Source organism: Streptomyces sp. NPDC097981 (assembly GCF_040302565.1).
In the GTDB taxonomy this organism is placed as follows: domain Bacteria; phylum Actinomycetota; class Actinomycetes; order Streptomycetales; family Streptomycetaceae; genus Streptomyces.
Genome location: NZ_JBEORW010000002.1, coordinates 1 through 12410, shown reverse-complemented (window position 1 = coordinate 12410; position 12410 = coordinate 1). Strand labels below are relative to the sequence as shown.

Here is a 12410-nt window from a genome sequence, read left to right as displayed (position 1 = left end):
TTGACCGGTGCGGTATCTCATCCTCGGCGTCACCCAGGCGCGTGACGAGACGGGCGCCCCCCTCCCCATCGGCGGCGCCCGCCTGCGCGCGCTCCTCGCCGCCCTCGCGCTCCGCGCCGGCGGCCCGGCCGCCGCGTCCGTCGCCGATCTCGTCGACGAGATCTGGGGCGACGACCCGCCCCAGGACGCACCCGCCGCCCTCCAGGCCCTCGTCGCCCGCCTCCGCAAGGCCCTCGGCGGGCGGGACACCGTCCACGCCGACCCCGCCGGCGGCTACCGCCTCGCCGTCGCCGACCGCGACGACGTCGACCTGCACCGCTTCACCCGGCTCGCCCGCCAAGGCGCCCGTGAGCTGGCCGCCGATCCCGGCACCGCCGCCGGAACCCTCCGGGCCGCCCTCGCCCTCTGGCGCGGCCCGGCCCTCGCCGACCTCGCCGAGCCGGCCCGTACCGACCACGCCGCCGCCCCCGAAGCGCACCGCACCGCCGCCCTCCGCGACCGGATCGACGCCGAGCTCCGGAGCGGCTCCGCCGACCCGGCGTCCCTCCTGCCGGAGATCGAGGCACTGATCCGGGAGCACCCGTACGACGAGCCGATGCGCGCCCGGCAGCTCCGGGCCCTCCGTGCGGCCGGCCGCCCCGCCGACGCCCTCGCCGCGTACGAGCGCACCCGCCGCACCCTCGCCGACGCCCTCGGCGCCGACCCCGGGCCCGAACTCGCCGCCCTGCACGCGGAGCTGCTCCGGCCCGCGCCCCCCACACCGCCGGCAGCGGCGCCCGCGGCACCCGAAGGCAACCTGCGCCCCCGCCTCACCTCCTTCGTCGGCCGCGAGCCCGAACTCGCCGCCCTCCACGACGACCTGGCCCGCTTCCGCCTCGTCACCCTCACCGGCCCCGGCGGTTCCGGAAAGACCCGCCTCGCGGAGCACGCGGCCGGCGCCCACCCCGAACCCGGCTGGCTCGTCGAACTCGCCCGCCTCGACCACCCCGCCGCCGTACCCGGGGCCGTCCTGAGCGCCCTCGGCCTGCGCGAGAACACCCTCGTCGCCCGCGAGAAGACCACCACAGCCGACCCCGCTGCCCAGCTCGTCGAACACTGCGCGAACCGCCGCCTGCTCCTCGTCCTCGACAACTGCGAGCACGTCATCGGCGCCGCCGCCGAACTCGCCGAGCACCTCCTCACCCACTGCCCCGGCATCCGGATCCTGGCCACCAGCCGCGAACCCCTCGGCGTACCCGGCGAAACGGTCCGCCCCGTCGACCCGCTGCCTCCCGACCCCGCGCAGCGGCTCTTCGCCGACCGCGCCGCCGCCGTCCGCCCCGGCTTCACCCCCGCCGCCGACCCGGCCGCCGTCGCCGAGATCTGCGCCCGCCTCGACGGGCTGCCGCTCGCCATCGAGCTGGCCGCGGCCCGGTTGCGGCTGCTCACCCCGCGCCAGATCGCCGACCGGCTCGACGACCGCTTCCGGCTGCTGACCAGCGGATCCCGTACCGTACTGCCCCGCCAGCAGACCCTGCGGGCCGTCGTCGACTGGTCCTGGGACCTGCTCGACGCACCCGAGCGGGCGGTACTGCGCCGGCTGTCCGTCTTCGCCGGCGGCTGCGACGTGGCCGCCGCCGAAGCCGTGTGCGCCGACCCCGACACCCTCGGCCTGCTCGGCTCCCTCGTCGACAAGTCCCTCGTCGTCGCCGCCCCCGGCCCCGACGGCACCGGCATGCGCTACCGCATGCTGGAGACCATCCACGAGTACGCCGCCGAGCGCGCGGCCGCGCACCCGGCCGACCGCAGCGCCGCCGCCCACCGTCACGCCGCGCACTTCCTGGCCCTCGCCGAGGAGGCCGAGCCCTTGCTGCGCCACGCCGTCCAGCTCCCCTGGATCCGGCGCATCGAGACCGAGCTCGACAACCTCCGCGCCGCACTCCTGCACACCACCGAAACCGGCGCCACCGAGACCGCCGAGCGGTTCGTCCTCGCCCTCGGCTGGTTCTGGTGGCTGCGCAACTACCGCACCGAGGGCGCGGAATGGGTCGGGCGGGTCCTGGAGTGCAGCCCCGCCGAGGAGCCGCCCGAGGGCACTCCCGAGTACTGGCGCTTCATACGCGTCCAGATGTTCCACGTCTTCCTGCTCGCCGAGGCCCACTCGCCCGAGGAGTTCCGCACCCCCGAGAACATCGCTCACGCCGACCGGCTCCGGCGGGTCCTGCGCGGCGGCGGCCCCGAAGCCGCCTGCTTCCCCGGCATGCTCTGGCCGATGACCGCCCTCCTCACCGGCGACGCCCTCGACTTCCGCGACGGGCTCGACGAGGCGGTCGACAACTGCCGCCGCCACGGCGGCGACTGGGAGCTGGGCGTCACCCTCATGCTCCGCACCCACGTGGCCATCGACATCACCGGCGGCCTGCCCGCCGTCGACGCCGACCTTGCGGAACTGCACGAGATCGCACACCGGGTCGGCGACCGCTGGACCCGCTCCCAAGTCGCGAGCGCCGCCGGTGAGGTCGCGCTCTCCCGCAGCCAGTACGACCGGGCCCGCGCCGAGTACGAGGAGTGCCTGCGCCTGGCCCGCGAGGTCGGGGCCCACATGGAGGCGCCGTTGGCCCTCGCCCGCATCGCCGAGGCCACCTTCTGCTCGGGGGACTTCACGCGCGCCGAGCAGCTGCTGGCGGAGGCGAGCGCCGAAGCCGACCGCTACGGCGGGGTGTACGACGTCCGGGCCTACGGCGGCATGCTCACAGCGCTCCTCGCCCTCGTCCGCGGGGACCTCGTGCGGGCCCGTACCGAGTACGAACGCGCCCGGGCCGCAGCCCGAAAGACCTCGGTGCCCGTACAGCTCACCGCAGGACTCGACAACATCGACGCCGCCCTCACCGCCCGCGAACACGTCCCGGAGGCCGGCCTCGCCAAGCTCGGACCGGCTCTGGCCGCCGCCGTCGCCGCACACTGCGCCGAGCGCGTCCTGGCCTCGCTCGCCGACACCGCGGCCGTGCTGCTGGCAGCCGCCGGCCGCAGCGCGGAGGCCGTACGGGTGCTTGCGGCGGCCACCGCCTGGCGTGCGGGCCACCCGCGCTCGGTCCCGGAACAGAGCGCCGTCGGCGGGGTCCCGGACGACGCCCGCGCCGTACTGGGTCCCGACCGCTACGAGGAGGAGGAGACGGCGGGCGCGGAACTGTCCCCGGCCGACGTCGTCGCCCTCCTCACCGGCAGCTGATCACACCGTCGGCCCAGCTCGCCAGGGTCGCCACCCTGCCCTGCCCGGCCTGCTCCACCACCAGCCGCAACGTCTTGCGCCCGGTCAGGGGGACGTCGACGACGGCGGCCGGATCGCGGTACCCGAGCGCGCCCGACCGCCACAGCCGCTGCCCGTCGGCGTAGACGGAGAACCGCACCGTGCCGTTGGTGAACAGGGACATGCCGTCCACCCCGGCCCGCGCCGAGAACGCGGCGCACTGCCGGTTGAGGGTGATCTCCACCGAGGAACGGGAGTTCACGGTGATCCCCTGCGTGAACCGCCCGTCCGCGATCCGCAGCCCCCACCGCTGCCACACCCAGCTGCTGCGCCAGGTGTCGAGCTCGGGACCGCTGTGGTCGCCGAACGCCGAGTGTCCGAGCCCGGCCAGCCGGAACTCCTGCGGCGGCTTCGGCGCGGACGGCGACGGGGCCGGAGTCGGCTTGCCCCGGCTCGCGCTCGGGCTCGGTACGGGGCTCGCCGTCGGCGCGGGTTCCGGTGCCCGGGACACGGCCGGGGCAGGGGCCTTCGGCTGCGGCGCGGAGGGAGCCGGCGAAGCGGGAGCCATGCCCGGCTCGGACGCTGCGGTGCCCTGCGCGGCCGGGGGCTCCGCATCGGCCGGCGCCGGTGTGCGCGGAGCCGGGGCCGGCGGCACGGCCGGCGCCGCCACACTCGGCGCGGGCTGCGCCCGGACGCCCGGCTCGGGATCGTCCCCGGCCAGTGCGAACACCACCCCGGCGGCCGTGGCGACCGCGATCCCGGCGGCGAGGGCGGCCTTGGCCGGCAGCCCGAGCCCCTCGGACACCGCCACACTCCCGAGCCCGGACCCGGCCCCTCCGGCACCAGACCCGGCGGCCCCGGCCCCGGCACCCGCCCCCGCGGTCCCTCCACCGGCCCCCGCGGCCGATCCACCGGCCCCCGCGGTCCCTCCACCGGCCCCGGCACCTGTTCCCGCGCCCGATCCACCTGCGCCCGCAGCCGCAGCCCCCGCGCCCCCGACGACGGCTCCGCCGGCCAGCACACCGGCCGCCTTCGCCGCGTACCCGGCAGAGAGCCACCCGATGACCGCGACCGGCAGCAGCGCGGGAATGCCCGCGTTGACGTCCTTGAGCTCCCCGGCGGCCAGCCGGCACTTCACGCATTCCTCCAGATGCCTGCGCAGCCCCCGCTCGGCCCGCATCCGCAGCCCGCCCCGGGCATACGCGCCCAGCCGGTCCGCATACCGGGCGCAATCCCCGCCCGCACTCAGCGCGGAGCTCACGTGCGCCTGCAGGTAGGCCTGCTTGAGCCCCTCCCGGGCCCGGCCGGCCAGCACCGCCGTCGCGTTGGCGCTCAGCCCGAACAGCGGGGCGACCGCACTCGGCGAGGCGTCCTCGACGGTGGTGTGCCACAGCACGGCCTGCCACCGCTCGGGCAGGCTCCGGAAGGCCTGCATCGCCAGCGACTGCTCGGCCTCGCGCATCGCCCGGACATCCGCACCCAGTTCGAGGGTGTCGTCCCCGGACAGGCCGGACAGCCCGCTGCCGACCTCGGTCCCCGAGGCCGCCTGCTCCGCGAACACCGCGAAGTCCTCGACGAGGTGCTCCCGCCGGGACGTCTTCGCCCACGCCGCCGCGACCCGCCGCACCGTGGTCAGCAGGTACGCGCGCACCGACTGGTCCGGCCCGGCCCCGCCCCGTACTGCCTTCAGCGTCCGGGCGAACACCTCGGCGGTCAGGTCGTCGGCCGTGTGCGCGTCCCGGCAGCAGGTACGCGCGTAGCGCCGAACGGAATCGGCGTGCCGCAGGAACAGCTCCTCGTACGCACCGTCGTCGCCCCCGCGCATCCGGGCGATCAGGTCCCCGTCGGACGGCGGCAGCTCGGCACCGGAGTATCCGGAGGCCGCGTGCCGCCGGCGCGGCTGGCGCTGCGCCGGGACCTGCCGTACGGCCGGGCTGTCCGCCTCGACCTCGCCGCCGGGACCACCGAGCGGCTCTTCCCGACCGTCAACGCTCATCGCGGAAGCCCCCGCAGGACAGACTCAACCGGTACACCGTCGAAGCCTGTCACACGGGGGGCGCGTGCCGGACCCCACTCCACACCATCCACCCGTCCGGGCAGCATCCGGTCAAACCCCGTACCGATCCTCACTCTTTCGAGCGAGCAGCCGTTCGGGGCACCGTTCGACGAACAGGTCGACGAACCGGGCGGGCCGGTGGACGGGTGGAACGGGTGGAACGGGCAGCCGCGCGCACCCCTGCAGGGGCGTCCGCGAGGACTGCCTCCCGTACGGCTCAGGCCGTCCGGGACCGCAGCCCTTCGAGCAGGATGTCGAGCAGCCGGGACGAAGCCGCCGCCTGCTGCGCCGCGTCCGGCAGCGCCGGAGCGGCCGTCGCTATCACCAGCAGCACATCGGCCACCGTGACATCGCCGCGCAGCTCACCGGCCTCCCTGGCGCGGTCCACCAGCCGGCCGACCACTTCGAGCAGTGCGCCCGCGCCCGCGTCCTCCGAGGGCTCGTCCTCGACGGGCATCCGCCCGCCCACGACCCGCAGCTCGGGAGCCCCGCCACCGGTCACGCCGGCCTGGCGCTGCTGCGGAACCCGCGCCGTCTCCGCCTCGTCGACGCCGTCCTCGCCCGCCGACCCGACGCGCAGCACCTGCGGCGGCAGCAGCCGCCCGGCGCCCGAGGCCACGGAGGTGCGCAGGAAGCGCGACAGCGCCTGCCACGGCTCCTCCTCCTGGCCCAGGGCCGCCTCGGCCTGCTCGGTCAGCCGGGCAGTCTCCTCCTCGGCTATTCGGCGGACCAGGACGTCCTTGCTCGGGAAGCGCCGGTACACGGTGCCGACGCCGACCCGTGCGCGCCGCGCCACGTCCTCCATCGGAGCTCCGTAGCCCAGCTCGCCGAAGACCTCGCGGGCCGCGCGCAGCACGTGCTCCAGGTTGCGCTGGGCGTCGACGCGCAGCGGCGTGGAGCGCCCCACGCCGTGCGTGGTGCCGCCTGTCATCAGGCGCCCGTTGCTCTCACCCGAGAGTGCGGTCGCGGAACCATGGAAATCGGAAATATGCATATGTATCCCCCGGTAATCATTTGTCTCCCCCCGGAGACATTCCCCGCCTTCGCGCCGAGGTGGGCCACGGTCAGGTGGGCCCCGGTCTTACTCCTCGACGAGATACGAACATAGTTGAGCCAGAGTCAATTCAGAAGAGGCAGCCCCCGACGGACCACCGCCCGATCGGAGCATTCACCCCCACTTTTCCGACCCAAGTCTCCGGAATCACCCCTTCCGCACTGCCTGACCTGCGGAACTCCACCCCCACTCAGGCCATCCAGCAGCCCCGTACCGGCACCCTCTCCGGTCACACAATGTGTCAGGCCTGTGGACAAACTCCCGGCCACGTTGCGTCATGGGATGGTGAAGGCTGCTAACTCGCGGGGCACGGCCCCCGGTACCCCGCCCCGCACGCGCATCCTCGTCGTCGGCGGCGGCTACGTCGGCATGTACACGGCCCTCCGGCTCCAGCGAAAACTCAGATCCGGCGAAGCCGAGGTCACGGTGGTCAGCCCCGAGCCCTACATGACGTACCAGCCCTTCCTCCCCGAGGCGGCCGCCGGCTCGATCTCCCCACGCCACGTCGTCGTCCCGCTCCGCCGCGTCCTCGACAAGTGCCGCATCGTCGCCGGCGAGGCCCGCAGCATCGACCACGCCAAGCGGACCGCGACCGTCACCACCCTCGCCACCGCCGACGAGGGCACCGGCGCCCTGGAGATCGAGTACGACGAACTAGTCCTCGCCCCCGGATCCGTCTCCCGCACCCTGCCCATCCCAGGACTCGCCGACTACGCCATCGGGTTCAAGACCGTGGAAGAAGCCATCGGCCTGCGCAACCACGTCATCGAACAGATGGACATCGCCTCCTCCACCCGTGACCCCGCCCTCCGTGACGCCGCCCTCACCTTCGTCTTCGTCGGCGGCGGCTACGCGGGCGTCGAAGCCCTCGGCGAACTGGAGGACATGGCCCGCTACGCGACCCGGTACTACCACAACGTCAAACCCGAGGACATGAAGTGGGTGCTGGTCGAGGCCAGCGACCACATCCTCCCCGAGGTCGGCCCCGAACTGGGCGTCTACACCGTCCGTGAACTGCGCCGCCGGAACATCGACGTGCGCCTGGAGACCCGGCTCGAATCCTGCGAGAACCGCGTCGCAGTCCTCAGCGACGGCGCCCGCTTCCCCACCCGCACCGTCGTGTGGACCGCCGGCGTCAAACCCCACCCGGTCCTCGCCGCCTCCGGCCTCCCGCGCAACGAGCGCGGCCGCCTCGTCTGCACCGCCTTCCTCACCGTCGACGGAGTCGAACACGCCTGGGCCGCCGGCGACGCCGCCGCGGTCCCCGACATCACCGCCGACCAACCCGGCGGCGAATGCGCCCCCAACGCGCAGCACGCCGTCCGCCAGGCCAAGGTCCTCGCCGACAACCTGCTGGCCTCCCTGCGCGGCGAGCTCCTGACCGAGTACGCCCACAAATACGCCGGCTCCGTGGCCTCCCTCGGCCTCCACAAGGGCGTCGCCCACATCTACGGCCGCAAGCTCAAGGCCTACCCCGCCTGGCTGATGCACCGCACTTACCACCTCAGCCGGATCCCCACGTTCAATCGCAAAATGCGGGTGCTCGCCGAATGGACCCTCTCGGGCCTCTTCAAACGTGAGATCGTCTCCCTCGGCTCCCTCGAACACCCCAGGGCAGAATTCGAACTCGCCGCCGGACACGGCCACAGACACACCCCGCCCCCGCCCCCTCCCAACCCCCCGCAGGACGACCAGGGCTGACGTTGTCAGTGCGGTCGGCCACACTGGGCGTGTGACCATAGGTGGGCTCACACCTGCACACAGTGACATTCACCGAGCGACACCGGCCAGCGACCGACCACCTTGGGGGTACCGCCCAGCGGTAGCTGGGGGAACAGCGACCACTTGCGACACCACGAGGCTTGAACGCAGTGAACTTCACGCGCTGGAGCGCCCGTTTTCCCGGAACGCAGCGCCGCGCCGCCGCCCGGTCCGAACACGCCGCCGCCCATGCCAAGCGGGGTGAAGGGGCCGTCCCGGCAGCCCGCGGCGCCGCCGCCCGACCGGCCACGGCGCCGGACGGCAGCCCCGTCATCCCCACGGACCCCACGGTCTCCGGCACGGGCACCGCCCCGGGCACCGGCAGCAGCGTCCTCGCCGCCGTGCCCTCCCTCGACGAACTCTCCGTACGGGAGGTCCTCGGCCGGCTCCCGGCCCTCGTCGCCCTCGTCCACGGCCCCGAACACCGCGTCGCCTACGTCAACGACGCCTACACCGCCGGCTTCGGCCCCCGCCCCACCGGCGCACCCGCCCACGAGGCCCTCCCCGAACTCGGCGAACTCGGCCTCCTCCCGCTCCTCGACCAGGTCCAGCGCAGCGGCAAGCCCCGAACCGCCAAGAACCGCACCACCCCCGGCGGCGCCAGCTCGTACACGGTCACCTGCACCCCCGTCGACTTCCCCAAGGCCCCCGCCGAAGGCGACCTCGACCCCCACCACACCGGGGTCCTGATCCACCTCGCCGACGTCACCGACCACGCCGAAGCCGTCGAACGGCTGCGCGCCAGCGAGCGCAGGCAGCGCGAAGCCGCCGTCACCCTCCAGCGCTCACTCCTCCCCCAGGAACTCGAACAGCCCGACGACCTCCGCATCGCCGCCACCTACCAGCCCGGCGGCACCGAAGCCGCCGTCGGAGGCGACTGGTACGACGTCATCACCCTCGGCGCCGGCCGCACCGCCCTCGTCATCGGCGACGTCATGGGGCGCGGAGTGCGCGCCGCAGCCGTCATGGGCCAGCTGCGCACCGCAGTCCGCGCCTACGCCCGCCTCGACCTGCCCCCGCACGAGGTGCTCCAGCTCCTCGACGGCCTCGCCGCCGAGATCGACGCCAGCCAGATCGCCACCTGCGTCTACGCCGTCCACGACCCCAACGAGGGCCTGCTCGCGTACGCCTCCGCCGGCCACCTCCCGATCCTGGTCCGCGACGAGGACGGCACCGTACGCCGCGCAGCCGACCCGACCGGCCCGCCGCTCGGCACCGGCGGCTGGCTGCACACCTCGGGCACCATCGCCCTGGGCCCCGGCTCCACCGCCGTCCTCTACACCGACGGCCTGGTCGAACGGCGCGGCGAGGACATCGACGAGGGCGTCGCCGCCCTGGAGCGCGCCCTCTCCGGCGCCCAGGGCACCCCGGCGGTCATCTGCGACCGCCTGATGCGCGCCCTCGGCGTGGACGCCGACCACGACGACGACGTCGCCGTCATGGTCCTCCAGCAGCCGCATCGCATCGGTGCGGACGCCGAGCTGTTCCACAACGCCGCCCTGGAACTCCTCGGCGGCGTCGAGGCCGCCCCGCGCGCCCGCGCCTTCGCGTCCGGAGTCCTCGCCTCCTGGCGCTTCCCGGTCGAACTGTGCGACCTGGGCGTCCTGGCCGCGAGCGAGCTCGTCGCGAACTCCCTCCAGCACGGCACCCCGCCCATGCGGCTGAGGCTCCGCCGCACCGACCGCCGCCTGATCATCGAGGTCACCGACGGGGACGACCACCTCCCGCGCCGCCGCCGCGCCGAACCGGCCGACGAGACCGGCCGCGGCATCTCGATCGTCGCGACCATCGCCTCCTCCTGGGGCTCCCGCCGCACCCCGGGCGGCGGCAAGGCCGTCTGGTGCGAGTTCGCCCTGCCGGACAAGTAGCCGCGTACGGACACGACGAAGGCCCGGTCCAGGAGGACCGGGCCTTGTGCCCACACCCGTACGGGCGCACGGCCGGCTGCTACGCGGGCACACGCTCCGGCTCGGCGGCCTTCACTGCCACGGCCGGCACCGCACCGCCCTTCAGCAGCGACGGCTTGTCCTGCACCGCGCTCAGCTGCTTGCCGAGCCGCAGCGCCAACCACGCGATGCCCAGCGAGACCGCGATGAACACCCCGACGTAGAGCATCGGCACACCCGCACCCAACGGCACGCCCAGCGGCCCCAGAGCCAGCGCCATCTGCTTGACCAGCGCGAAGGCCGAGTTGTACTGGCCCACCGAACCCTCGGGCGCCAGGTCGGCCACGAGCGGCGCCAGGGTCGGGGACAGCATCGCCTCGCCGATGCCGAAGAGCGCGTACGCCGTGACGAATGCGGCGGCGGCCATCATCGCGCTGCCGTGCCCCAGGCCCGAGAACCCGGCGATGACCCACGCGACGGTCCAGATCAGGCCGACCAGCGCGATCACGCGGGACCGGCGGCGCTTCTCGACCAGCTTCAGCACGACGAACTGCGCCACGACAATTGCACCGGTGTTGGCGGCCAGCGCGAAGCCGAGGGTGGAGGGGGAGATCCCGGCGGCCTCGGTACCGAAGGCGGCGAGACCGGACTCGAACTGCCCGTAGCAGGCGAAGAAGATCACGAAACCCAGCACCAGCAGCTCGACCATGGCCCGGTGCCCGAGCAGCCGCTTCCAGGCACCGCCCGCCCGGGACGGGTCCTTCGGCACGGCGTCCCTGATGCTCGGCGCGTGCGGCATCCGCACGGTGAGGATGACCCCGGCCAGGACCAGGAACATCACGGCCTCGATGCCGAACAGCAGGGTGAAGCTGGCGGGCCGGCTCTCGTCCACGATCTGGCCGCCGATGAGGCCGCCGATGCCCAGACCCAGGTTCTGCATGAAGAACTGCAGGGCGAAGGCGCGCGTCCGGGTGCTCGGGGTCGAGCACCACACGATCATCGTGGCCAGCGCGGGCTGCATGACGGCCTGCCCGGCGCCGAGCGCCAGGGCGGACAGCAGGATCGCCGCGATGCCGGTGGACAGCCCGAGCGACAGGGCGCCGGCCGAGGCGGCGACGGCCGCACCGATGACCACGGGGACGGGACCTCGGCGGTCGATGACCCGACCGGTGAGGGGCAGCGCGACCAGGGCACTCACGGCGAAGGCCACGAACACGCTCGTGGCCGCCATGGAACCCAGACCCCGCACCTGCGCCACGTAGATGTAGAGGAACGGAACCGTGAAACCGATGCCGAACGCGGTCAACGCGTTGCCGGCCTGGATCCGCCGCATCGCAGCGCCCATCACCTTGGTCACTTCTCACCTGCCTTGAGAACTGAAGCCCGAAGACTTCATAGCTAAACTTTGATCCTTAACTCTACACATCGAAGGAGTTAGATGCCAACGGGCACATGCGATACTTCGAACCATGGGTGACACCCCCGACGGCATTGCGCCCGTCCACGAGCCGACCCTCGACGAGCAGATCGCCGTCTACCAGCGCGAGTTCCAGGACCTCGACCCCCAGGTCGAGAAGGTGGTCTCGGCGCTGAGCCGACTGAACCGCCGGATGAACGTCGCATACGGACGCCAGACCGCCGCTCTGGGCATCAGCAACGCGGAGTGGGAGGTCCTCAAGGCCCTCGTCATCTCCGGAGCTCCGTACCGGATGGGCCCGAGCGAGCTCGCGAAGCAGCTGGGCCTCACGCCGGCGGCGATGACCCACCGGATCGACCGCATGACGGCAGAGGGACTGGTGACCCGCGAGCGGGACGAGTCCAACCGGGTCCGCGTCATCGTGGAGCTCACGGACGAGGGCCGCAGCAAGTGGCTCGACGCGATGCGCGCGGCCACGGTCTTCGAGGAGGACCTCCTCCAGGACCTCTCCACGGCGGAACGCGGCGTGCTGGGCGACATGCTCACCCGGCTCCTGGACCGCGTGGAGGACCTCCAGTCGCGGAGCTGACCTGCCGCGAGTCGTGGGGTTGACACCGGCCCCGCGGATCCGTAAGGTTCTTCGAGTTGCCCCAGAGCCGGAAGGTTTTGGCGACGACACATCCCGCCGCCTCGTTGCGGCACCCAACTCAGCACGATCTCCCACCGGGAACGAATTTGGCATGCCCGAATTAATTCCCGAAGGCCGATTATGAATCGACCGGGAAATCCACTAGAGTTCTGGGAGTCGGAAGGGCCCAACAGCCCGGAAGACAAACCCCGCTGACTGGGGGTCAGGCCCGAAAGAGTCTGATAGAGTCGGAAACGCAAGAACGAAAGCCCGGAGGAAAGCCCGAGAGGGTGAGTACAAAGGAAGCGTCCGTTCCTTGAGAACTCAACAGCGTGCCAAAAATCAACGCCAGAAGTTGATACCCCGTCCACTCCGGTGGATG

Annotated in this window: 7 protein-coding genes; 4 read left to right on the top strand and 3 right to left on the bottom strand. The window is 73.2% G+C overall.

What is annotated here, in order from left to right; all coding sequences use genetic code 11:
* The first annotated feature begins 7 nt into the window (after positions 1 to 7).
* Positions 8 to 3208, top strand: a complete 3201-nt coding sequence (locus ABTY04_RS01670; protein WP_352211309.1) for an ATP-binding protein — start codon at positions 8 to 10, stop codon at positions 3206 to 3208.
* Here ABTY04_RS01670 and ABTY04_RS01665 read toward each other — a convergent pair.
* Together ABTY04_RS01665 and ABTY04_RS01660 are read right to left on the bottom strand one after the other, a co-directional pair.
* Positions 3195 to 5222 carry a sigma-70 family RNA polymerase sigma factor gene (locus ABTY04_RS01665; protein WP_352211308.1) on the bottom strand — a complete coding sequence of 676 codons (2028 nt, stop codon included), beginning with the start codon at positions 5220 to 5222 and terminating at the stop codon, positions 3195 to 3197. The genes ABTY04_RS01670 and ABTY04_RS01665 overlap by 14 nt on opposite strands.
* Positions 5223 to 5499: 277 nt before the next feature.
* The gene (locus ABTY04_RS01660) at positions 5500 to 6276 is read right to left on the bottom strand and encodes a TetR/AcrR family transcriptional regulator (RefSeq protein WP_352211307.1); all 777 of its coding nucleotides are present in this window, start codon (positions 6274 to 6276) and stop codon (positions 5500 to 5502) included.
* Between the two features lie 342 nt (positions 6277 to 6618).
* Here ABTY04_RS01660 and ABTY04_RS01655 point away from each other — a divergent pair, with 342 nt between their 5' ends.
* Positions 6619 to 8037 carry an NAD(P)/FAD-dependent oxidoreductase gene (locus ABTY04_RS01655; RefSeq protein WP_352211306.1) on the top strand — a complete coding sequence of 473 codons (1419 nt, stop codon included), beginning with the start codon at positions 6619 to 6621 and terminating at the stop codon, positions 8035 to 8037.
* A gap of 170 nt (positions 8038 to 8207) precedes the next feature.
* The gene (locus ABTY04_RS01650; RefSeq protein WP_352211580.1) at positions 8208 to 9965 is read left to right on the top strand and encodes an ATP-binding SpoIIE family protein phosphatase; all 1758 of its coding nucleotides are present in this window, start codon (positions 8208 to 8210) and stop codon (positions 9963 to 9965) included.
* Between the two features lie 79 nt (positions 9966 to 10044).
* Here ABTY04_RS01650 and ABTY04_RS01645 read toward each other — a convergent pair whose 3' ends face one another.
* The gene (locus tag ABTY04_RS01645) at positions 10045 to 11340 is read right to left on the bottom strand and encodes an MFS transporter (RefSeq protein ID WP_352211305.1); all 1296 of its coding nucleotides are present in this window, start codon (positions 11338 to 11340) and stop codon (positions 10045 to 10047) included.
* Between the two features lie 112 nt (positions 11341 to 11452).
* On the opposite strand from ABTY04_RS01645, the gene ABTY04_RS01640 reads away from it, so the two are divergent.
* Positions 11453 to 11989 (top strand): MarR family winged helix-turn-helix transcriptional regulator, encoded by a 537-nt coding sequence (locus ABTY04_RS01640; protein ID WP_352211304.1) that lies wholly within the window; start codon positions 11453 to 11455, stop codon positions 11987 to 11989.
* The last annotated feature ends 421 nt before the right edge of the window (positions 11990 to 12410 follow it).